The organism is Hymenobacter polaris, assembly GCF_012927305.1.
In the GTDB taxonomy this organism is placed as follows: Bacteria; Bacteroidota; Bacteroidia; order Cytophagales; family Hymenobacteraceae; genus Hymenobacter; species Hymenobacter polaris.
Map to the genome: position 1 here is coordinate 718,616 of NZ_JABBGH010000001.1, position 22,731 is coordinate 741,346.

General features: G+C 62.1%; 18 protein-coding genes. 11 read left to right on the top strand and 7 right to left on the bottom strand.

Translation table 11 applies throughout. The annotated features are described in order from the left end of the window. Nucleotides 1-71: 71 nt before the first annotated feature. From HHL22_RS24315 to HHL22_RS03105, 3 genes are all read right to left on the bottom strand, one after another. A complete protein-coding gene (locus tag HHL22_RS24315) occupies nt 72-1,559 on the bottom strand; it encodes an ATP-binding cassette domain-containing protein (RefSeq protein WP_169529498.1) in 1,488 nt (495 codons plus the stop codon). 296 nt (nt 1,560-1,855) lie between these two features. Further along, a complete protein-coding gene (locus tag HHL22_RS03100; protein WP_169529499.1) occupies nt 1,856-2,503 on the bottom strand; it encodes a hypothetical protein in 648 nt (215 codons plus the stop codon). A gap of 11 nt (nt 2,504-2,514) precedes the next feature. Continuing rightward, nucleotides 2,515-4,188 carry a hypothetical protein gene (locus HHL22_RS03105; RefSeq protein WP_169529500.1) on the bottom strand — a complete coding sequence of 558 codons (1,674 nt, stop codon included), beginning with the start codon at nt 4,186-4,188 and terminating at the stop codon, nt 2,515-2,517. Between the two features lie 598 nt (nt 4,189-4,786). Here HHL22_RS03105 and HHL22_RS03110 point away from each other — a divergent pair. The 6 genes from HHL22_RS03110 (at nt 4,787) to HHL22_RS03135 (ending at nt 11,953) form a co-directional block, all read left to right on the top strand. Beyond that, complete coding sequence (locus tag HHL22_RS03110; RefSeq protein ID WP_169529501.1) at nt 4,787-5,845, top strand: sensor histidine kinase; 1,059 nt, start codon at nt 4,787-4,789, stop codon at nt 5,843-5,845. Continuing rightward, the gene (locus HHL22_RS03115) at nt 5,838-6,545 is read left to right on the top strand and encodes a LytR/AlgR family response regulator transcription factor (protein WP_169529502.1); all 708 of its coding nucleotides are present in this window, start codon (nt 5,838-5,840) and stop codon (nt 6,543-6,545) included. Before HHL22_RS03110 ends, HHL22_RS03115 begins: the two co-directional genes overlap by 8 nt. A 365-nt stretch (nt 6,546-6,910) precedes the next feature. After that, nucleotides 6,911-8,005: an AAA family ATPase gene (locus HHL22_RS03120; protein WP_169529503.1), complete on the top strand. Its 1,095-nt coding sequence runs from the start codon at nt 6,911-6,913 to the stop codon at nt 8,003-8,005. Between the two features lie 44 nt (nt 8,006-8,049). After that, nucleotides 8,050-8,727, top strand: coding sequence for a hypothetical protein (locus HHL22_RS03125; RefSeq protein WP_169529504.1), 678 nt, complete (start codon nt 8,050-8,052; stop codon nt 8,725-8,727). Nucleotides 8,728-8,883: 156 nt separating this feature from the next. Then, nucleotides 8,884-11,511: an ATP-binding protein gene (locus tag HHL22_RS23885; protein WP_241737954.1), complete on the top strand. Its 2,628-nt coding sequence runs from the start codon at nt 8,884-8,886 to the stop codon at nt 11,509-11,511. Nucleotides 11,512-11,617: 106 nt separating this feature from the next. Then, a complete protein-coding gene (locus HHL22_RS03135) occupies nt 11,618-11,953 on the top strand; it encodes a DUF1493 family protein (protein WP_169529505.1) in 336 nt (111 codons plus the stop codon). Between the two features lie 22 nt (nt 11,954-11,975). Here the strand turns inward: HHL22_RS03135 and HHL22_RS03140 are convergent, their stop codons facing one another. Both HHL22_RS03140 and HHL22_RS03145 read right to left on the bottom strand, forming a co-directional pair. Next, nucleotides 11,976-13,364, bottom strand: coding sequence for a sensor histidine kinase (locus tag HHL22_RS03140; protein ID WP_169529506.1), 1,389 nt, complete (start codon nt 13,362-13,364; stop codon nt 11,976-11,978). A 160-nt stretch (nt 13,365-13,524) separates the two neighbouring features. Next, a complete protein-coding gene (locus tag HHL22_RS03145) occupies nt 13,525-14,211 on the bottom strand; it encodes a response regulator transcription factor (RefSeq protein ID WP_169529507.1) in 687 nt (228 codons plus the stop codon). A gap of 158 nt (nt 14,212-14,369) precedes the next feature. On the opposite strand from HHL22_RS03145, the gene HHL22_RS03150 reads away from it, so the two are divergent. From HHL22_RS03150 to HHL22_RS03160, 3 genes are read left to right on the top strand one after another with little or no spacing between them, the layout of a single operon-like run. Further along, entirely contained in the window at nt 14,370-14,906 is a 537-nt protein-coding gene (locus HHL22_RS03150) for a histidine phosphatase family protein (RefSeq protein WP_169529508.1), read from the top strand. 9 nt (nt 14,907-14,915) lie between these two features. Then, nucleotides 14,916-16,151, top strand: coding sequence for an RsiV family protein (locus HHL22_RS03155; RefSeq protein ID WP_169529509.1), 1,236 nt, complete (start codon nt 14,916-14,918; stop codon nt 16,149-16,151). Between the two features lie 60 nt (nt 16,152-16,211). Next, nucleotides 16,212-17,627, top strand: coding sequence for a M20/M25/M40 family metallo-hydrolase (locus HHL22_RS03160; protein WP_169529510.1), 1,416 nt, complete (start codon nt 16,212-16,214; stop codon nt 17,625-17,627). A gap of 164 nt (nt 17,628-17,791) precedes the next feature. On the opposite strand, the gene HHL22_RS03165 is transcribed toward HHL22_RS03160, so the two are convergent. Together HHL22_RS03165 and HHL22_RS03170 are read right to left on the bottom strand one after the other, a co-directional pair. Continuing rightward, nucleotides 17,792-18,820, bottom strand: coding sequence for an endonuclease/exonuclease/phosphatase family protein (locus HHL22_RS03165; RefSeq protein ID WP_169529511.1), 1,029 nt, complete (start codon nt 18,818-18,820; stop codon nt 17,792-17,794). A 207-nt stretch (nt 18,821-19,027) separates the two neighbouring features. Next, nucleotides 19,028-19,852, bottom strand: a complete 825-nt coding sequence (locus HHL22_RS03170; RefSeq protein ID WP_169529512.1) for an OmpA/MotB family protein — start codon at nt 19,850-19,852, stop codon at nt 19,028-19,030. A gap of 145 nt (nt 19,853-19,997) precedes the next feature. Between HHL22_RS03170 and HHL22_RS03175 the strand changes: the two genes are divergently transcribed. Beyond that, nucleotides 19,998-21,944 (top strand): S8 family serine peptidase, encoded by a 1,947-nt coding sequence (locus tag HHL22_RS03175; RefSeq protein WP_169529513.1) that lies wholly within the window; start codon nt 19,998-20,000, stop codon nt 21,942-21,944. Then, complete coding sequence (locus HHL22_RS03180) at nt 21,941-22,684, top strand: hypothetical protein (protein WP_169529514.1); 744 nt, start codon at nt 21,941-21,943, stop codon at nt 22,682-22,684. The genes HHL22_RS03175 and HHL22_RS03180 overlap by 4 nt, the downstream gene beginning before the upstream one ends. Nucleotides 22,685-22,731 lie beyond the last annotated feature (47 nt).

Consider the following 22,731-nt stretch of genomic DNA (forward strand, 5'->3'; position numbering starts at 1 on the left):
AACAATCCCTAGGCGGCGCGGTAGAGATGCTTCGGCAAGCTCAGCATGACGTTCTGGATAACTGAAACTGACTAATATCCTAGTTGCAGTTCCCGCGTCACGCTGGCCGGAAACTCGTCGGGCAGGTGGCTGACGTACACCAGGGCTACGTCAGTGGCTTGGCAAATAGCGTCGAGCACGGCGCGGAAATACGCGAGCTGCCCGGCGTCGAGGCCCTGGGCGGGCTCGTCGAGCAGCAGCAGGGCCGGGCACTTGCTGAGGGCGCGGGCCACCAGGCACAGGCGCTGCACGCTGGCGGGCGCCTGGCGCAGGGGCGTGGCGGCGTAATCGGCCAGGTGCAGCACGGCCAGCCAGCGCTGGGCCAGGGTTAGTTGGGCAGCGGTGGGGCGCCCTAGGGCCAGCGTGTCGGTCAGGCCCGAGGCCACTACCTGCAGGCAAGTGGGCGCGCCTGGGAAGTATTGCAGCAGCTCGGGCGAGGCAAAACCCAGCTGCCGCTTCACGTCCCAGATGCTTTCGCCGGTGCCGCGCCGCCGCCCAAACAGCCAGATGCGCTGGGCGTAGGCCTGGGGATTGTCGCCGTTGAGCAAGCTCAGCAGCGTGCTTTTACCCGAGCCGTTGGGCCCGCGCAGAGCCCAGCGCTCGCCGGGCCGTACTGCCCAGTTGAGGTTATCCAGCACCAGGCGCTCGCCGTAGCGCACGGTCACGTTTTCGAGCTGGAGGAGCGGGTCGGCCGGCGCGGCGGTGGGTTGCCAAAGCGCCCGCAAGGCAGCCAGGTCGGGGAGGGGCGGCGGGGGCGGCGCGGCCGGCTGGTAGGCGGCGCGGGGCCCTAGGGCCACCAGGCGGCCAGCGGCCAGCTCGGCCACGTGGATAGCCAGGGCCGGCACCTCGGCCGGGGCGGTGGCCAGCACCAGCGTGGTGCCGCGGGCCGCCACGGCCGCCAGCAGCTCGTCGAAGCCCGCCCGGCTGGCGGCATCCAGGCCCACCAGGGGGTTGTCGAGCAGCAGGAGGCGGGGCTGGCGCAGCAACGCCGTGGCCAGGCGCAGGCGCTTGGTTTCGCCGTTGGAAAGCTGAATCAGGGGCTGGTCGAGCAGCGCTTCGAGGCGCAGCAGCGCCACCACGGCGGGCAATTCCCAGGCGGGTGGGCCAGCGCTGGGCGGGGCTACCGGCTGGGCGGCCAGGTGCTCGCGCACGGTGGGCACCTGCTGGGCAGCGGTGGCGTCGTAGCGCTGCTGGTAGTATAGCTCGCTCTGGCCGGGCCGGGCCCGAAACGGGGCCCTAGGCCCCACCAGGCACACCAGCCGCTGCCACGAGGCGGCAACGCCCGCCGGGGTTGGGGGCAGGGCGCGGGCCTCGGCCGCCAGCTGGGGCCACGCGGCGCGGCCACCCGTAGCGGGCAGCACCCCGGCCAGGGCCGCCAGCAGGGCACTTTTGCCGGCGCCACTGGGCCCCGTGAGGGCCAAATGCTGGCCGGCGTCGAGGCGCAGGCTGAGGTCGGGCAGCAGCACCCGGTCCCGGTCGCGGACGGTGACGTGCTCGAAACAAACAAGGGGCAATGACATACGGCGGCCGAACGGTAAGCGCGGGTTTCCGCGCCCGGTGCCTTAAGGCCGGCCGGCGCCCGCGGCTGCGATATTAGGCCCGCGCCGGAAAAATCTTTCTGGCCCGTAGCGGACGTGCCGAATCCACTAATACTTTTTTAGGTGGCGCGGCACGGCTGCGCGTGGTGGGAGTTGCTCGCCCGTAGGGGCAGTTTCGCGCGTTTTAGTTGTGCTTCGCGGTTGGCGCGCTAGTTTTTCGTGCTGCTTGGCTTATCCTAAACTATTTGACAAAACCTATCTCCGTTTCAGCTATGATTTTATACAAGTTGGGTGTTTTTGCTCACGAGTTTGCGAGCCGAGACAAAGTGCCAAGCTAATCCAGCCGCGACTAGCAATACTCCCAAAACGAGCAGCAGCAACCTGGTACCATGTGTATCCGGACTGAGGCTATAAGTGAAAATAGCTTTGCCGAATGAATCCTCGCCCTGTTTAAAATCAGAGCCCGCAGCTGGCATAACTACCTTTGCAACTTGCTGAATTAAGGCGCCTTGCGCATTATAGTTAGAAGTAAGTGTATAGACATTATCACTCAGCTTGGTAATATCTGGCTTTTTCATGTCCAAATCAAGCTGCCACAAGCCGTCATCATTCACTTTGGCCATGCCTAGGGCATCAAATGACAGTACGTAGCTGCGGTTCATGGCATCTTCCTTATAAGCGAAGTTTTGCAAATAATAGGAAGGCAAGGTTCGCTCCATCTGACGCTTGAGCAAATCCGTGTTATTGCCCATTACCCGTTTAAAATTATCCCACTGGGCGGCGGTAAAGCTGATAGCTAATTCAATATGACCGTCACCGAGGTTGTCGATATTGAACGTGAGATTCTGCTTTATCGGTTTTATTTCCTGCGCAAACAGCAGCGAAGAAAAACAGGTCAGCATTACGGCTAAAAACAGCTTTTTCATGGTGCTCGCTCTTAACGCACGGTTGAGAAGATTGAACTATAGATGTTGGCCATGGCGCCGTAATTTGAACTGCCACACGCTATGCCAGATATCCCCCCCGTAGCTTGGCGAAATACAGCTTGCCATTGAAACTGACCGCCACTGGAATTAGTGACGCCTTGGTAGAAGAAATATCCGTTTTTATCGCCTAGGCGCTGGTATTGCATGCTCTGCCCATTTTGCGCCAATAGCTGCTGGATGTACTGCACCGCCTGCTCGGGAGATGACGTCCCTGAAATGTTGTAGACTGAGATGGAAGAAAACTGGTTGGCTTGGATAAGGGCGGCCAGCGCAGGCACACCGGCAATTGGGTGGTTGAAACGTTGCCAGCCGGCGGGGTAATTGAACGTGATAGCTCCGGCATAGGAAGCCATACCTGATGTGCCCCGGCCCTCACCGCCGCCACCACTACTGCGGCGCGCACGGGTAACAGCGGGTTGGGCCCGCGGGCCTACGTTGTCCGCCGCCGGGCGATTATCAACCGGAGCCGCGCCCGGATTGAAAGCTACCGCAATCTCATCCACCTTTTTGCGCAAAAAATCATCATCCCTGAGTTCCATCGGTACTACGCCTTTGCCCTCCAAGGCATTGACGTCAATAATCATGTAACGGGAATCGCCTTGCTGGGCAGCTTGCACGAAGGTCTGCAAGTTCTTCATGCCTACTTTCAACGCATCATCTGGCCGGTAGCGGCCACCCAAGCCTTCGCCGTTTACACCAGTGGCCTCAATGGCATAATATTGCCCATTCACAAGTACCCCTGGATAGGCATGCCCCGGTATTAGAAAGATAATAGGGTGCAAGCCAGCGGCTTTCAACACGCTGCAATAAAATAGGGATAGCTCGATACAGAGGCCGGTATTCCCGGTTATCACTTCGCGCGGTAGGCGAATACTCTGCACCAGTGAGTTCACATCCCCCAATTTTTGCGGAATGCCTTCGGTGCCACTGTATACCATGTGGCTGAGGTATGTTCCGGCGTAGAGTTCCTCTAGGAATTTAACCGCGTCTTCGTTTTTATTGCTGACTGATGCTGCCTCGCCATGCATCAGTTTTTCTTGCACCTGCTGGGTGTAGTACTTTACTACGGGGTCTTCCGGCGTTACTAGACTGGGCAGCAACTGCGTGTTGTGCATCATGTCGGGGTAGCTGGTGGCTTCATCGGGCGGAATATCAGTATAGACAAACTGGTTGCGCCCCATTATATTGAACCCAAAGCTCTTGGTTTTTTCCTGCGAGCCATTGTATTCAATCTTGACTTCGCCTTTCTCTTGTGATTGCGTCATTTTATTGACGATATCATCCTTGAAATGCGGATAGCACCTAACTACCAGATGCTCACCAGGATATATAATTGGTACGGTTTCCAGCTCGGTCCAGTCTAAATAGTTAGGTACCTGATAGGAAACCTTGAGGTTCTTTAAAGGGGCATCACCATTGTTGGTAATGAGGGCCTTGAAGAAATAATATTCGCCATTTAGGGCATCAGGATTGGCATAGACTTTATAAGCGGCAGGCATAATGTAGTTGGCGTTCTGAATTTTAACGTCTACATTACCTGTCGCAAAAGGGTTAAAATAAATTAGGAGGACGACTAATCCGGCCAAAACTAATATTCCTGGCAGTAAAACTTTTTTCATCGTCATTTTGCTCTTAATGCGATTAAATTACTTTGACTAGGGCAGTTTCTTGGTGAGAGATATAGCTAATGTCAGTTTCTCGTTAAGCCAACAATTAATTATATAATTTGATGAAAAATTGATTGTTTTTATATTCGTTTCTGCTGTTATTGCAAATTAGAATTTTATCAATTGAAAATCGAATTAAGGTATTTGCGGCGTATTATATATTTTAAAAAAATGTCGTTATTGAACTGCTACTGTAATTGTCGTTTCAGATTTAATTTAAGTTGGCAACTAGTTGCATTAGTATATGCCATTCAGTACGTTATCTGAATCGTGTACAGTCATAGCAGTAATATATTTTATATTTAAAATATGTTATATTTTATACATTTATTTTAATGAAATCGTGACTTTTAGCTATCTTTTCTTTATAGTATTATTGCTTTAGATTCTTGTGTCAAAAATAGGATTGTAAATTATTATTATTTTGTGTATTACATAAGTGAGCTATCTGGCGTGACGAACGAGGTACTTGGCGTGACGAACGGTTCAAAAGCCTTGCTAAGTCGAGAGGCGCACGTAATCAATAAGGCGTATTTTATCGCAAATTTTACAGGCGATGAAGTTTTCTCTTTACAGGCTCAGCGCACGCAGTTTAGCGCTCTACACGGTTGTCTGGATGGCGGTATCATTCGTGATGATGTTCGCCAATTATGATTCTCAACAACCTGTATTGCCGCAATGGCTCAGCACTATGTTGGCCGTAGCGCTAGCGGTTCCAGCTAGCTACTATGCCGTTAACTATTTAGTGCCCAACTATTTATACAAAAAGCAGATATGGCAATTTGTTGGCCTCATTGCCGCCTTGACGTTTAGCAATGCGGTAGTTACTTACCTCGTTTCGTTGGCGGTATACCACCTTTTTACCGGTCTGCCCATGTTCCGGTCGCTGGAAATTGTACTGTCGCTAATCCTGGCTATGCACCTATTCGACTTCATTCTGATTGTTACCAGCTGTATTGTGAAGGTCATTGCCGACCGCTTCTTCATGGAACAACGGCTGCTAGAAGTGGAAACGGAAAAAATTTCTACTGAGCTTAATTTTCTGCGAGCACAAGTAAATCCCCACTTCTTATTTAATGTGATGAATACTATTTATTTTCAAATAGACCGGACCAATACACAAGCCCGTTCATCAGTAGGAATGCTGGCCGAAATGATGCGCTATCAATTATACGAATGCACTACTGACCGCATCGATATCGAACAAGAATTAGCCTATATAAAAAATTACGTGACTATGCAAGTCCTGCGCATGGAACCAGATTCGGATATCAAGATTTTCGTTGACAAGCAGCTGTCAGGTTTTCACATCGCTCCTTTACTAATGCAGCCGCTTATCGAAAATGCCTTTAAGCACATATCAAATTATGCTGAAGCCAGCAAGAATAAACTTTATTTAGCCATTAGTACAGAAGGCGAACGTGTTCTAGTAGTAAGAATTACTAATTCATATGACCCCCTGCTTAGTACAAAACAATTACTAGCTTCAGGTGGTATGGGACTTAAAAACCTAGAAAGACGGTTGCTGCTATTGTACCCCAGTAAGCACGAATTACTCATTGAGCAACAAGAGAGCACATATAATGTAACCTTAAAATTGCAGTATCATGATTAATTGCTTAATTGTAGAAGATGAACCTATTGCGCGCCGCGGTCTGCTCGAACATATAGAGCAGATTGATTTTTTAAATCCCGTTGCAGAATGCAAAAACGCAATAGAAGCTGGGAAGCTGCTGCATGGCCATCAAGTAGATTTAATCTTTCTGGATATTCAGATGCCTAGGATGAGCGGTATTGATTTTTTGAAGGGCTTACCCAATCCTCCGGCGATAATATTGACAACTGCCTTTTCTGAGTATGCCTTGACAGGCTATGACTTAAATGTGCTTGATTATTTGCTAAAACCTATTCATTTTGAACGCTTTTTTAAGGCGGTGCTCAAAGCGCAATTTTATTTGAATTCGCTAGCGAAGTCTGTATCAGAAGATGGTAAGCCTTATTTTTTCATTAAATCCAGTCACAAGATTGAGAAAATTGTAACGGCAGAGGTGATATATATTGAAGCGATGGCGAATTATGTAATTATCCACACCACCAGCCGCAAACATGTTGCATATATCAGCTTCAAAAGTATAGAAGCTCTACTGCCTAGTAAGCAATTTATGAAAATACATAAATCATTTATTGTTGCGTTATGCGCTGTTCAGTCTATAGATAATAACAAAATTACTTTAATCAACCAAACATTGCCGATTGGTAATAGCTACAAATTCGCCGTGATGAATCGTATCGAACATGATTTATATAAAAGATAATTTTTAAGTTCTGGAAGGAGTTGGATTGGGTTATGGGTGAAGAATAGTTGTGCCTTGTTCTGGCTCCGCTAATCGTCCGTACAATCTAGCGAGCCTGACCAGCGCCTAGCGGCTCAGTTTGGCAGTAGTGCAGTGAGTGGGCGTGGCTACACTGCCTACTGGTGCGCCAAGAATACGGGTTGGCGCAGCGTGGGGCTACCGCCGGCCCAGCTACAGCTCTGGGCCTAGGGGCTGCTACCCGTTAAGTCAAGGCGCTGTCGCATTGGCATCGGGCAGCGCTCGGCGGGGTAGGAGTTTAAGTTCCGGGCAGTGCAACTGGCGGCCGACGTGCGGTTTCAGCGGGCGGCGTTACGTTTGCGCCCGCCATGCCCGACCAGCCCTCTGCCGCCCCCGCCCCTAGCTCCCGCTACGCCCGCGGCCTCGTGGTGGGCAAGTTCAGCCCGCCGCACCGGGGCCACCAGCTGCTGCTCGAAGCGGCCGCGGCCCAGGCGGCCGAGCTGCTGGTGCTGGTGTACGCGCGCCCCGACGACCCGCGGCACCCCGCGCCCGCGCGTGCCGGCTGGCTGCGCGAGCTGTACCGGGGCGACGAGCTGGCCGCCGGCCTGCACGTGGGTGGCACGCCGGTGCGCTTCGTGGCCCTCACCGAGGCCGACGGTATTCCGCCCAATGCGGCCGACGACCACACCCAGCGCGAGTACCTGCGCCAGTGGCTGCAAGCGCACGGCTACCCGCCCGACGTAGTTTTTACCAGCGAAGCCTACGGCCCCGGCCTGGCCGCCCACCTGGGCTGCGCCCACGTGAGCGTAGACGAGGCCCGCACCCAGCTGCCCCTGCGCGGCCGCGAGCTGCGCCAGGCCCTAGGGGCGGCCGACCTGCGCCAGCCCTTGTTGGCCGCGGCCGGGCTGCATCCGTTCGTGGCGGCGCAGTACGGGGCCGTGGCGCCCGCCCCGGTGCCGCGCCTGGTGCTGCTGGGGGCCGAAAGCAGCGGCAAAAGCACCCTCGCCCAGGCCTTGGCCGAGGCTTTGGGCACTGCCTGGGTGCCCGAGTTTGGCCGCACCCTGCACGAGCAGAAAAACGCCCGCCTCGACTACGAGGACCTGCTTTACATCGGCCGGCGGCAGCTGGAAGCGGAGGACGCGGCCACGCCCCAGGCCCGCGGCTGGCTGGTGTGCGACACCAACGGCGCCACTACGGCCCTGTATTCTTACTATTACTACGGCCGCTGCGAGCCGGCCTTGCAGGCGCTGGCCGCCGCCTGCCGCCTGCGCTACGCCCGCACCTTCGTATGCCTGCCCACGGTGCCGTTTCAGCAGGATGGCTGGCGCGGACCCGAAATGCTGCGCCAGTTTCAGCACGGCGCCATTTTACTGCAGCTTGACCTGCTGGGCATTGCCTACACCCTGCTCGATGGCAGCGTGGCCGAGCGCGTGGCGCAGGTGCGGGCGGCGCTGGGGTGCTAGCAACCCCGAAGCTGCTGTAGCTTGCGTCAGCTTGCTTGCCATTCATGGGACTATTCGACTTTCTGAAGCGCCGGCCCCCCGCCGGCCCCTACGCCGACCCCAGCATCAACCGCCTCTACGAGCTGCTGTTCTGCGACAACCTCGACCTCTACCGCACTGGCGGCGAGCAGCCGCGCGCCTACCCCTTCGACGTCCTGCTGGCCGCTGCGCCCCCGCTCGCGCAGCTTGAGCAGCTGCTCGTCGACCCCCGCACCGAGCCGAGGGTGGCGCTGCTGGCTTACCGGCGCCAGCAGGCCCTAGGGCACCCCGTAGCTCGCCAGGAGCTGCTGGCCATCATCGTGGAGGTGGGCTTGGAAGACGGCCTCGACGTGCTGGCTTCGTTCCGCGACGGTACTGCCCGCTACTTCAACCAGGCCGGCAAGCTGCTCATCTGGGAAACCACCACCGACGCTACCGCCAACGAGCTGACAAACCGCCTCTTCGCCAGCGGGCGCGAGGTAGTGGCCCGCATCGGCCCCTGGACCGAGCCCCGCCGCCCGCACCCGGCGCGGGGAGTCACGCGGCTCACCTTGCTGGTGTCGGATGGCTTGTATTTTGGCGAGGGCCCCACCGACGTGCTCTTCGCCGACCCGCTGGCCGCCGCCACCCTCGGCACCGCCACCCAGCTCCTACGTTACCTCACCGAAACCGCCCTAGCCCGGCAGGACGCGCAAGCCCCCTAGGGGCAGTGGGACGGTGCCGTCCCGGCCGGGGCGGTGCCGGGCGGGCTACGTGCTTATTTCTGTCTTATTTCCGTTCAGAACTTGTAACGTAGCAACAGCTAAGCGGTACTTTCTTTGCCGAAGCCGACCCGCTACCCAGGTGCGGCGGACTTCCCCATGCGCGTACTCTTACTGAAAACTCGGCTGGCGCTGCTGCTGGCCCTAGGATGCTGCCTGGCTGCCCAGGCCCAGGCGCCCGCCCCCGAGCCGCCTTTCACGCTGGCTTGCCGCAGCGGCAGCCGCGTGGGCGGCGACAAGCAGCAGTTTTGCGAGGTGCGCGACCTGACCATGCCCGCGCCCACGGGGGAGCCGCTGCTTATTAGCGGCGCCAATGGGGGCACCACCGTGCGCGGCTGGGACGGCCCTGCCGTGCGCATCAAAGCCCTGGTGCAAAGCGGTGGCGGCACCGAGGCCGAGGCCCAGGCGCGGGTGCAGGCCGTGGGCATCACGGCCGCTGGCAACGCGCTGCGCACTGCGCTGCCCAGCCAGGAAGGCGAATACCTCGTGCGCTACGAGGTGTTTGTGCCCCGCCAAACGGCCCTGGTGGTGACGAGTGCCGGCGGCAACCTGCGCTTCGAAAACCTGCAGGGCCGCCTGGCGTTTCAGGGCGGCAACGGCAACGCTTACCTCGGCAGCCTAGGGGGGCAGGTGACGGGCAGCCTCAGCAACGGCAACCTAATCGTGGCCCTGACCGGCCGCACCTGGACGGGCGAGGGCCTCGACGTGCGCACTGCCAACGGCGACATCTCGTGGCGAATGCCGGCCGGCTACTCGGCCCGCCTGCTGATGAATACCACCAACGGCCGCTTCTACACCGGCCTGCCCGTGGTGCGAATGGGTAGTATGCAGCAGGTAGACGCCACCGTGGGCGAGGGCGGCGCCCTGCTCAAGGCCACTACCGTCAACGGCGCCATCACCTTCCGCAGCGAAGACGGGGGCACCCTGTTCACCCGCTCGGCCGAAGCGGTTAGCCCCGTCCAGCCCATTACGAACCTGAAAAGGGCGCTGGCCAAGAGTAGCCTCACCAACCCCGCCGCGGCCGACTCGCTGCTAACCCAGGCCCGCCAGCTGAACTACGCGGCCGGGCAGGTGGTGGCCCTGAGCCAGCTGGCCGCCGCCCAGCAGCCGGTGCAGCCCGCGCAGGCCGCCGCCCACTTGCAGGAAGCCACCCAACTGGCCGCGCAGCTGCGCGACGTGGCCGACGCCAGCTGGGCCCTGGGGCGGGTGGGCCAGCAGCAAAGCCAGCTGGCCCGCCGCTCGTCCGAGCTGGCCGACTTCTACGCCCCGCTGATGCAGGCCCTGGGTAACGCCATGAACGCCGGCGCCGCGTTTCAGGAAGCTCCGTTCAGGGAAACCGCGGGCGCCAGCGCCCTAGGGAGCAGCGAGCGGCGCCAGCTGCGCAGCCTGGCGCAGGCCTTCGGCAGCTTGCCGGCGGGAATGGCGGCCGCGCCGGGCCTGCCCCTGGGGCGGCTGCCGCTGCCGGGCTTCGGCCTGGCCAACAAGCTGCTGGATACGCTGCTAGCCGGGCGCCCGGCCACGCCGCAGGCCGCGCGCGAGCTGCGCGCCGCCCGCAAGCAGCTCGACCGCAGCCAGGCCCTGAGCACGGCCTTCGCCAAGGAGGGCGACTACGCCAAGGCCTACCAGTACTACGTGCAGTACACCGCCTACAAGGACAGCCTCACGGCCGAGGCCACCACCCGCCGCCTGGCCGCGCTAGAGTACCGCCAGAACCTGCTGCGCAAGGAAGCCCAGATTCAGCGCCTGACTAAGGAGCGGCTGCTGCGCGAGCAGGGCGCCCGCCGCCAGCAGCAGTTCGTGCTGGGCCTGGGGGCGCTGGTGGCGGTGCTGGGGCTGGTGGCCTTCGTGCTGAGCCGCAGCAACCGCGCCCGGCGCCGCGCCAACGCCCAGCTCAACGAGCAGAAAGAAACGCTGCAAACTGCCCTGGCCGACTTGCAAACTGCCCAAAACCAGCTAGTGCAAAGCGAGAAAATGGCGAGCCTAGGGGAGCTAACCGCCGGCATCGCCCACGAAATCCAGAACCCGCTCAACTTCGTCAACAACTTCTCGGAGGTGAGCGCCGAGCTGGTGGATGAGCTGCTGGAGCACCGCCAGCAGCCCAGCCCCGACCCAGCGCTGGAAGCCGAGCTGCTGACCGACGTGCGCCAGAACCTGCACAAAATCAGCCAGCACGGGCACCGCGCCTCGGCCATCGTGCGCGGCATGCTGGAGCACGCCCGCACCAGCACCGGCCAAAAGGAGCCCACCGACCTCAACGCTCTGCTGCAGGAATACGGCCAGCTGGCCTACCACAGCGCCCGCGCCAAAGACAAAGCTTTCCAGGCCCACCTCGCCCTAGCCCTCGACCCGCAGTTGGGTTCGGTGGCGGTGGTACCCCAGGACGTAAGCCGGGTGCTGCTCAACATCTTCACTAACGCTTTTTACGCGGTGCAGCAAAAAAGTCGCATGGCCGGCCCCGACTACCAGCCCGAGGTGCAGGTGCGTACCCAGCGCACCGCCGGCCAGGTCTGCCTCCAGATTCGCGACAACGGCCTGGGCATTCCCGAGGCCATCCGCCAAAAGATTTTCCAGCCCTTCTTCACCACCAAGCCCACCGGCGAGGGCACCGGCCTGGGCCTCTCGCTCAGCTACGACATCATCACCAAGGGCCACGGCGGCACCCTAGGGCTCGACAGTGTGGAAAGGGAATACACCGAGTTCACGATTACGCTGCCGGCGGCGGGGTAGCTATATAAATCAATAGACCGTCATGCTGAGCTTGTCGAAGCATCTCTATTGCATCACTAACTCTAAAAACTTAGGTGTACTTCTGCCATAACCAGTCTTAACGACTATGGAAATTGTTATTCCGCCGCCGCTCATTAGCTTTTTGACTCTTCGACTAGGACAGGTTTCTAAAACCCTTAGCCGCGAAGCAGGCTTGGAAGCAACTTATGGTATTGCCGGACTTGATACATTGCAGCTTTACCAAGATTTTGTAACTGAGTTTCAAATTGAAACACCTGCCGACTGGAATCTGAGCAGGCATATAACATCGGAACGACTGCAGCCACTGCACTCCTTACGGCAGCTATTTTCGACGCGTTACCGTATCACAAATTCCTATATAGACTTGACATTAGGCAACCTAGCGGACATGTTAGAAGCTGGCATTTGGCTAGCACCGTAACATAATAGTACGTTTTCAAACATTACCCCTCAAACTCCAGCACGAACGCCGTGCCGCGCCCCAGTTCCGACTCGGCGCGCAGCGTGGCCTTGTGGAAGGTGGCGATGGTTTGGGCGATGGGCAGGCCTAGGCCGTAGCCCTCGGGCGCGCTGGGGCCGGTGGCGTGGAAGCGCCGGAAGCGGTCGAAGAGATGGGGCAGGTTTTTGGCGGCGATGCCGGGGCCTTCGTCTTCCACCCGCAGGGCGTAGCCCCCGTTGGGGGTGGGGCGCCCCACAATTCGAATCTGCCCGCCCTCGTGGTTGTACTTGATGGCGTTGCTGAGCAGGTTGCGCAGCAGTGTGTGCAGCAGGGTGGTGTTGGCGCGGCGCACCACGTAGTCGGGCGCCAGGTCGATGGCCAGGCCGATGTCGCGCTGCTGGCGGCGGTCGTCCAGCTCCTCGGCCACGTCGTGCGTCACCTGGGTCAGGCTCACGCTTTCGTTGCGCAGGTACTGCTCATTCTCGATGTTGGCGATGAGCAGCAGCGTGCGCACGGTGTTGCGCAGGCGGTAGAGCGTGCGCTGGCTTTCCACAATCTGCTGGGCGTGGGGCTCGGGTAGGGTAGAGTCCTGCAGCATGTTCTCGAAGCGCGACTGCAAGATGCTGGTGGGCGTGAGCAACTCGTGGCTCACGTTACTCATAAACTCGCGCTCCTTCTCAAACGAGGTTTGCAAGTCGCGCATCAGGGCCGAGAGCGAGTCGTCGAGCCGCCGGAAGTCGGTGGTATCGGTGTCGAGCCGCTCAAACGAAAACTCGCCCGGCTGCCGAATGCCGCGCAGCTTGCGCGAAATCAGCTCGCGCAGGGGCCCCAGCAGGTAGTGGGCAAAGGCCGCGTCGGTGAATACCGTGAGCACGGCCCCCAGCACCAGCACCCACAGCGCCAGCCGGCGCAGCGTGTCGGTGAGCAGTTCCACGGTGGCCAGCGACGAGCCGATTTCGAGCCGGAAGCGCCTAGGGGTGCTGCCGTCGGCGGTGCCCCCAGGGCCGGCGGGCGGCACCCGCAGCGGCGCCACGTAGCTCAGAATGCGGAAATCCTCCACCTCCTGGTCTACCTGCCGGGGCTCCTCGAAGATGCGCTCGGTGGCCGCGCCCTCGGGCCCGGCGGGGTAGGCCGGCAGGGGCGTAATGGTGATGTACTCCTGCTTGAGAATGTTGTAGTCGGCATACGACTCGTTCTGCTCGACGCGCAGGAAATTGGTCAGGCCGTCGCGGTCAATAAAGCGCAGCAGCTCGCGCTTCTTGTCGTGCAGGCGCTGGTCGGTGTGGGCAATGGCCACGCGCTGCACCACAGGCGGAATAATAAGTGCCCCCAGCACCACCAGCAGCAGCTTCGAGAGGCCGTTGAATAAGCCCAGTTTGGTTTCGAGTCTCATTTTCTGGATAATCGAGTAACACAAAAGAACGTCATGCTCATCTGGTGTCCGCTTGTCGAAGCATCTCTACCGCGCTGTATTGTTTGGTAGAGATGCTTCGACAAGCGGACACCAGATGAGCATGACGTTCTTTATTTAGGTGGGCTGACCCCTAGGGCCCTTACACCGCCCGGTAGCCGATGCCGCGCACGGTTTCGATGAAGTCGGCCGAGCCGAACTGGGCCAGCTTCTTGCGCACGTTCTTGATGTGCACGTCGATGTAGTTCGAGTCGGAGTCGTCTTCGAGCACGTTGCCCCAGAGGTGCTCGCCCAGCTGCAGGCGCGTGAGCACCCGGCTGCGGTGCAGCAGCAGGTAGTGCAGCAAGTCAAACTCCTTTTTGGTGAGCGGCACCTCGGGCGTGTCGGGGCCGCCGTGGCGCACGGTGCGGGCCGTCACGTCCATCACAAAGCCGTCGCCAAAGGCTATTTCCGAGCGCTTGAGGCCAAACTTGCGGCGCGTGATGGCCTGCATGCGGCTGGTTAGCTCCAGCAGCGAGAAGGGCTTGGGCAGGTAGTCGTCGGCGCCCAGGTCGAGGCCTTTGATGCGGTCGTCGAGGGCGCCGCGGGCGGTGAGGATGATGAAGGAAGCCTCCTGCTTTTCGTTGCGGCGGCTCTCGCGCAGCAGCTCCAGGCCGTCGCCGCCGGGCAGGCCCAGGTCGAGCAGTACGAAGTCGTAGGAGTTGACGTAGAGCTTTTCCGACGCCTCGGCGTAGGTATAGGCCGAATCGACCAGGTACTGCGCCTGGGTCAGGAACTGCCGCACTTCTTGGTGCAGGCTTTTTTCGTCTTCAACCAGCAATACGTGCATGGGACAAGGGAAATGAAGGAGGAATGATGACGCAACGTTCGGGCACTACGGGTTAAATGAAGATGAAGATTTGCTGTTCATTTAATGAAGATGAAGATTTTTTTTGAAGTAAGCTTTTAGCGGTACTGCGCGGGGCAGCTTTATTTTGCCAACTACTTATGAAAAACTGGTTGCTCTCACTAGCCCTAGGGTTGCTGCCGCTGATAGCCCTAGCTGCCGCCCTGCCCGCCGCGCCGCCCACCGTCGTCTACCTCGTGCGCCACGGCGAAAAGGACATCACGCCTGGCCTGGCCGACCCGCTGCTGACGACTGCCGGCGAGGCCCGCGCCCAAGCCCTGGCCGACCGCCTAACCCGCGAGCGCCCCGCCGCTCTCTTCACTACCGACACCCGCCGCACCCGCGCCACGCTGGCCCCGCTGGCCCAGGCTCTGCACCTTACCCCGCTGACGTACAGCGCCAAAGAGCCCGCCGCCCTGGCCACTCGCATCGGCCAGGAGTACGCCGGCCAGACGGTGGTGGTAGTGGGCCACTCCAATACGCTGCTGCCCCTGCTAGCGGCCCTAGGGGTGCGCGAGGCGGTGGCCGACATACCGGACGACGAATACAGCAACCTCTACAAAGTGACCCTGCGCGACGGCAAGCCCGCCAAGCTGGAAGTAAGCCACTACGGCAAGCACCTCGAAGCCAAGCTGTAGCTTGCGGAAGTGAAAAACCTCTACCGTGCGCTGCTAGCCGGCGCGCTGCCGCTGCTGGCCGGCTGCCACGCCGAACCCGGCAACACAACGGCCACCCCACCGGCGCACCCGCCTCAAGCGGCGGTGCCTAGGGCTACTGCGCCCACCGCAGCCCCCGTTGCCGCAGCCCCGCCCTTCACCGGCTACCACCGCTACCGGGGCAGGGTAGGTGGCCGGCCGGTGACGGTGGTGTTGACTATTGATTCTACCGAAGCGTACCACGGCAAGAAGCTGGCCTGCACCGGCAGCTATTACTACGGGCAGGCCACTGGCGGCCTGCTGAACCTAGCGGCCAAGGGCACCTACCAGCCCCAGCAGCCGCTGCAGCTGCGAGAATCGGCCAGCGCCAGAGCAACAGGCACTTGGCAGGCCACCCAGCCAGCGGGGCCGCTGCTCAGTGGTACTTGGACGAGCCCGGCTGGTAAGCAGTTGCCGTTTGAATTGCGCGAGGACTACACCGATGGGCGGGGACACCTGATGGCCGTGCGCTACGAGGTGCTGGGAGAAAGCGTGGTGCTGCCTTGCCAGCTTGAGCACTATGAAGAAGAAACCAAGGAGGAATACCGTACCCGCCTTGAAAATGCGCCGAACGGCTACGACCTGCCGTTTCTGCACTTGCTTGGCCCCGATACGCTGCGCCGTAGCCTAGGGGCGCTCCAGTGCCCGGTGCCCCGCGAGCGCCGCCAGCTAGTGCGGGCACAGGCCAAAGAAAACGGCTGCAATTACCACAGCGAATCCTTGCAGGTCGATTACAACGACTACGGGCTGCTAGCCTGGAGTGGGGCCTGGACGGATGAATACGAAGGTGGCGCTCGGCCCGGGCATGGGCAAAGCGCTACGGTGTACGACTTGCGCACCGGCCACGTAAGTACAATGGCCGACGTCTTTCGCACCGGCGCTGATGCGCTGCTGCAGCGGCTTATTACCCAGCATATTCTGCACGACGACAACCCCGACCTAACGCCTACGCCGGGCCTGGCGGTGCCGGCCCGCGCCGACAACCTCGCTCCGCTGCCAAGCGACTTTAGTTTGGAGGAAAATGGTATAGCTTTCTTGTACAACATCGACGAATTGGCCCAGCTGACCGACGGGGGCGCTATCATCCTCTCGGTGCCGGTGCCTTACCGCGAGCTGCAGCCCCTGCTGCGCCCGACTTCGCCCGTGGCCCGGATGCTGCGCGAGCGGGGCTTGTGGCGCGGCCAGTAGGAAAAAACGCCGCTGGGCTGGTACTTTTGGCCGAACACCTTTTTCGGCACTTCTTCGCCCATGCGACTTCTTTCCTCCTTGCTGCTGGCGGGCGGCCTGCTGGCCCTAGGCCCCGCTAGCGCCCAAATGGCCCAATCTGCGGCGGCTACCAACACGGCCGACTCGCTGGCCATCCGCAAAATCTACGACGAGGCCCTGCTGCGCGGCCAGAGCTACGAAAACCTGCGCTACCTCTGCGAGCAGATTGGCCCGCGCCTCGCGGGCTCGGCCGGGGCGGCCAAGGCCGTGGAGTGGGGCAAGCTGACGATGGAAAAAGCCGGCTGCTACGACCGCGTGTACTTGCAGGAGTGCCAGGTGCCGCACTGGGTGCGCGGGGCCAAGGAAAAAGCCCTCGTATTTGGCAATAAGGGCAAAGGCCTGCCGCTGGCCGTGTGCGCCCTCGGGGGCTCGGTGGCCACGCCCGGCAGCAAGCCCCTGCGCGCCGGGGTAATTGAAGTAAAAAGCCTGGCCGAGCTGAAGGCGCTGCCCGACGCGGCCGTGCGCGGCAAGTTCGTTTTCTTCAACCGTCCCTTCAACGACGCCTACATCGAGCAGGGCCGCGCCTACGGCGAAGCCGGCGACCAGCGCCGCGCCGGTCCCGCCGAGGCCGGCCGCCGGGGCGCCGTGGGCGCGCTGGTGCGCTCGCTCACCTCGGCCCGCGACAACTACCCCCACACCGGCACTACCCAGTACGGCGACACGCCCACCCAGGTGCCCGGCGCCGCGCTCAGCACCCTAGGGGCCGACCAACTCAGCCAACTGCTGCAAGCCGACCCCAAGCTGGAGGTGGAGCTGACCATGAGCTGCCAAACCCTGCCCGACGTGACCAGCTATAACGTGGTGGGCGAAATCAAGGGCGCCACCCACCCCGAGCAGATTGTCACCGTGGGCGGCCACCTCGACTCGTGGGACCTGGCCCAGGGCGCCCACGACGACGGCACCGGCGTGGTGCAAAGCATGGAGGCCCTGCGCCTGCTGAAGGCCGCCGGCCTGCGCCCCGAGCGCACCGTGCGCACCGTGCTGTTTATGAACGAGGAAAACGGCACCCGCGGCGGCGAGAAGTACGCCCAGCTGGCCCAGCAAAACCACGAAACCCACCTGGCGGCCATCGAGAGCGACGGCGGCGGCTTCACCCCTAGGGGCTTCACGGCCGAAACTGCCCCGGCCAACCTGCGCAAGGTAGCCGCCTGGCAGCCGCTGCTAGCGCCCTACCTGGCCGGCCAGCTTACGCCCGGCCACGCCGGCACCGACGTGGAGCCCTTGGTGGCCGCCGTGCACCCCACTGCCCTCTTCGGCTACAAGTGCGACTCGCAGCGCTACTTCGACATCCACCATACGGCGGCCGACACCTTCGACAAGGTGAACCGCCGCGAGCTGGAGCTGGGCGGCGCCGCCATGGCCAGCCTCATTTATTTGCTAGGCAAGTATGGCCTTTAATCGCGGATTTAACGAATTGCGGGGATATGCCCGCTGTATGAGCTGGCGTGATAAGCGCACCAGCACGATTACCGCCTAGGGTCGTCCAGGTTGCGATTGCCTCGCTGCGCTCGCCATGACAACTGGCTGTTACTCACTACTCACTAACCGTTACTCATTAAGTATCACTCCAGCGCCAGCTCGCAGTAGAGGGGGAAATGGTCGGAACCAAAGTAGGCGAGGCGCTTTAGCTCGACCACCCGAAACTGCGAGCTGACGAATACGTGGTCGAGCGGCCAGCGCAGCAAAGGGATTTTGGCATCGAAGGTGGCGTAGAGGCCGCGGCCGACCCGCACGCTGTGCAGGTTGGCTTGGCTCTCAAACAGGCGTGTGGTGTGGGCCCAGGCCACGTCGTTGAGGTCGCCCACCACCAGCGTGGGCAGGCCGGGACCCTGGGTTTGCGCCTGCAGCAGGCGGCCCACTTTTACCAGCTCGGCCTCGCGCTCGTGCTTGTTGTAGGGGTGTTCGCTGGGCACGGGCGGCACCGGGTGCACGGCGCACAGGTAGAAGCGCTGGCCACTGGGCAGCTGCACGTTGGCGTAGAAGGAGGGCACGTTGGGGTGCTGCAAAAACCGCCGTACGGTATCGCTGAGCGGGTATTTGGAATACAGCAGCATGCCATAGGTATCGGGCAGCGGGCACAGCATGTGGTAGGGGTACGCTTGGCCCAGCGAATCGACGGCGTGGGCCCACCAGGCGTTGGTTTCTTCGAGCAGCACCACGTCGGGGTTTTGCTGGCGCACCAGGCGCAGCAGGTCCGCCGCGTGGCGATTGGACTGCAGCACGTTGGCTTCGAATAGGCGCAGGGTAGCCGCGCGGTGGGTTGCCTGGGCGGGCGTGGCCTGCGCCACGGCTAGCGGCACCAGCGGCGAGTAGGGCAGCACGATGGAGGCTTGCAGGCCCGCCGCCGACCCTAGGCCCAGCGCCAGCGCCCAGGTGCCCCAGTGCCAGCGCCGGGCCAGCAGCGGCAGCAGCACCAGGCAGCCCAGCGCCACCAGTAGGGTCTGCACCCGCGGAAAATCCAGCAATTTTAGCCACCACTCGGGCGTATTGGCGGGCAGCGAGAGCAGCGTGGCGGCCACCGACACCGTACCCAGCAGGGCCACCAAATACAAGGCGCCGGTGCGCAGCCAGCCTAGAAGAGAAGTAGACATCAGGTAAGAAGGTCAGCTAAGACTATAAAAAAGCCGGACCCGCGCAGGCCCGGCTTTGGCTTGAAAAACTATTACTACAAAAAAGACCCGTTGAATCCGCCAAGCATAGCGCAGTCAACTCGCCGCGTACCCAACGCGCCACCCGCGTAGCCAGCCCGCGCAGCGGGCGTATCCCCGAAATCCGTTAAATCCGTTAAATCCGCGGTCCTAGTTCGTGTTCAGAATCGAAAACAGCTCGTCGAGCTTGGGCGTGAGGACGATGTCGGTGCGACGGTTGAGAGCTTTGTCCTGGGGCGTGTCGTTGGCCACCACGGGCATGTACTGGCCGCGACCCGAGGGCGTCACCTGCGCCGGGTCGAGGCCAGCCGCCGTCAGCAGGCGGGTGATTTCGGTGGCCCGCAGTACGCTCAGGTCCCAGTTGTCTTTGGCCCCGTTCACCACGCCCTTGATGGGCACGTTGTCGGTGTGGCCTTCCACCAGCACGTTGATGTCCTTATTGTCCTTCAAAGCGTTAGCCAGCTTTACCAAAGCGTCCTGGCCCTTGGGGTCTACCTTGGTCGAGCCCGATTTAAACAGCAGCTGTTCGCTGAGCGACACGTACACCTTGCCGTTTTTGACGTTCACCTGCAGGTCCTGATTGTTGAAGCCGAGCAGGGCGTCGGCCACCTTCTTGCGCAGGGCGTTGGTGGCGGCCTCCTTCTCGGCCAGCACGCGCTGCAGCTCGGCCACGCGGGCGTTTTTGCCGGCCAGGTCCTGCTCGGTAGCCCCTAGGGTCTGGTTGAGCTGGTTGAGCTGGTTGTTTTTACTGAGCAGGGTCTGGTTGAGGTTGGCCTCGGTGCTGTTCTTGGCTTGCTGCAGGGCGTTCTTATCGGCCTGCAGCTGGTCGCGGGTGCGGCTCAGGTCGGTATTCTGCCGGGTCAGGTCGGCGTTTTGCTGCTGCAGGGCAGCAATTTCTTTTTTATTGCAGCTCGTCAGCCCAAGCAGGCTGCTGGCCAGCAGCACCGCCAGCCCCGATTTGAAGGGAATAGTCATAGTAAGAAAGGTGAGTTAGAGAAGGGTGAGAAACAAGCCGCCAGGGCACGTGCCGCGGCTTGAAAGGGCTAAACGAGCGGGCCAAGGCGCAGGTTACCACCCCGGCAGCGGTGCGAAGCGTACTTGGCCAATACTTTTGCTGCCTATGCGCGGTCAAGTTTACGTTTTCGGGGTGTTGCTGCTGGGGTGCCTGGCCCCCCGGCCTGGCCGCAGCCAGGTAGCCCCCGGTGCCACGGGCAGCTCTAACCGCTACTGGGTAGCCTTTTGCGATAAAGCCCCCCTAGGGCCGCGCGCCGCCCGCTGCCTCAGCCCGGCCGCCCTGGCCCGGCGCCGCGCCCAGGGCCTGCCCTTGTTAGAAGCCACCGACCTGCCCGTGCGCCCCGCCTACGTGGCCGCCGTGCGCGCCCACGTCGATACGCTCACCGTCGTCAGCCGCTGGCTCAACGGGGCGGCGTGCCGCGCCACGCCCGCCCAGGCCGCCGCCCTGCGCCAGCTGCCGGGCGTGGCCGAGGTGCGCGCCTGGCCCCTGGCCCAGCGCCTGCTGCCAGCCCGATATAAGGCTGGTAGTGATAAGGTTAACCAGGGTAGGGAAACTAAGACTTCACCTACTGCTTCCTGGCCTGGGCCGGCTGTCTCAGCGGCAGCTGCTTCGGCCGCCAGCCCAGCGGCGGCGGCCAGCCGGGCGGCCTTCGTGAGCCCGGCCGACTACCTGCTGGCCCGCCAACAAACGGCGGCCCTGGGCCGCGCCGAGTTGCGCCGCGCCGGGCTGGCGGGCAAAGGCGTGCGCGTGGCCGTGTTCGACGTAGGCTTTCGGGGGCTCGACCGGCACCCGGCGTTTGCGGGTCTGTTCAGGGAAGGGCGCGTGGCGGGTACCTACGATTTTCTGAAAAACCGGCCCGACGTGTTTCTGGGCGGCGCGCATGGCACCGAGGTAATGGGCTGCCTGGCCGGCCGCCTGCCCGGCCCCGACAGCCTGCGCCCCGGCCCGGCCCTAGGGCTGGCGCCGGCTGCCACCTACCTGCTGGCTCGCACCGAGGGCCTGGCCAGCGAGCGCTTCAGCGAGGAGGAGGCCTGGCTGCGCGCCGCCGAGTGGGCCGACCAGCAGGGCGCCGACATCATCAGCTCGAGTTTGGCCTACACCGAGCAGCGCTACTTTCCCGAGCAGATGGACGGGCGCCACTCGCTGGTGGGGCGCGCCGCCACGCTGGCCGCCCGCAAGGGCATGCTGGTGGTGAGCGCGGCCGGCAACGACGGCGACGACGACTGGGTGCGCATTGGCACGCCCGCCGATGCCGACTCGGTGCTGGCCGTGGGGGGACTCGACCCGGCCACCGGCTTGCACGTCAGCTTTAGCTCGGTGGGTCCCTCGGCCGACCGCCGCCTCAAGCCCGATTTATCGGCCTTTGGCATTGTGCTCACGACCACCGCCGGCGGCGGCTACGAGCGGGTGGAGGGCACCTCGTTTGCCGCGCCGCTGGTGGCGGGGCTGGCGGCCTGCGCCCGGCAGGCGGCGGGCCGGGCGCTGCCCGCCATGCAGCTGTACCGCCAGCTGCGCGAGGCCGGCGAGCTGTTTCCGTACTACGACTACGCCCACGGCTACGGTCGGCCGGGCGCGGGCCGCCTGCTGGCCCGGCAGCGCGGCCCGGTGCCCACCCCCGAGCCCACCTTCGACTTCGTCACTCACGACTCGCTGGTGGCCGTGGTGCTGCGCCCGGCGGCCACGCTGCCGCCCGCCCGCCCGCTGCCCCTGCTGGCCGACGACGACGAGCTGAGCGTGGAGGCCGCCAGCTGGCTGCGCCCCACCGAGGAGGCCGCCCGCCCGCCCGGCTCGCCCACGCCCACCCGCGCCAGCGTGGCGCCCGTGGGCCAGGAGCAGGCCGCCCCCGCCGATGCTGCGCCCGCCCTGCCGCCCTACCCCAGCTACCCGGCCCGGCTGTACTGGCACCTGGCCAGCGCCCGCGGGGTGCTGCGCCGCTACGAGGTGCGCGCCGCCACCCAGCGCCTGGTGCTGCAGCTGCCGCGCCGCCTGGCGCGGGGCGGCGACGTGCTGCGCGTTTATTACCAAGGCTACACGGGTACGTATTCCGAATGAAATTGACCCGAAGCTTTACTGCCGCTGCTGGCCCTAGGGGCCTGATGTTGATAATGGTATACTGGCTGAGCTGCCTGGGTACCCGCCCGGCGCAGGCCCAGCAGGTGCTGCTGCAAACCAACGTCGCCACCGATACCATTGCGCCCCGCACCGGCCCCAACCGGCCGTGGTTTGGGCACGTGTATTTGGGCTACGCGCCCGCCGTGGGGGCCAGCGCCCTAGGGGTGAAGTACGGCTTCGGCTCGGCCGAAACGCTGGTGGGCGGCCGCCTCAAGCGCCGCCTCACGGGCGGGCTGGCTCTGTGCGCCGACCTGCGCTACGGCTACCTGCGCTACCAGCTAAACCCCGACGCCAATCACCCCGCGCCCTTCCGCACCGACCCCGAGGCCGACCAGCACCTGGCCTACCACCAGGCCCAGGGCGAGCTGAGTTTGCGCCTGAATCCTGAGCGCCGGCGCGGCAACGTGCTGGGCCGCTACCTTGACGTGCTGGCTTATGGCGGCTACGCTCTGGGCACCACCTACGCCGCCGAGCAGCCGGCCCCCGGCGGCGGCCAGCAAGAGGTGGTGGTGCACCAGCCTCCCTACCTGGCCCGCTGGCTGGGCGGCGTGGGGGTGCGCGTGGGCAGCAATTCGCTGGCGCTGGTGGGCCGCTACCGCCTCAACGACGCGCTGCGCAGCCCCGCCTTCCCGGCCGAGCCGCCCCGCTTCACGGTGGGCGTTGAGCTGAGCTGGCTATAAGTGGCCAGCAAGCCCTAGGGGCCGCTTCCCCAGCGCCGAAGCCGCCG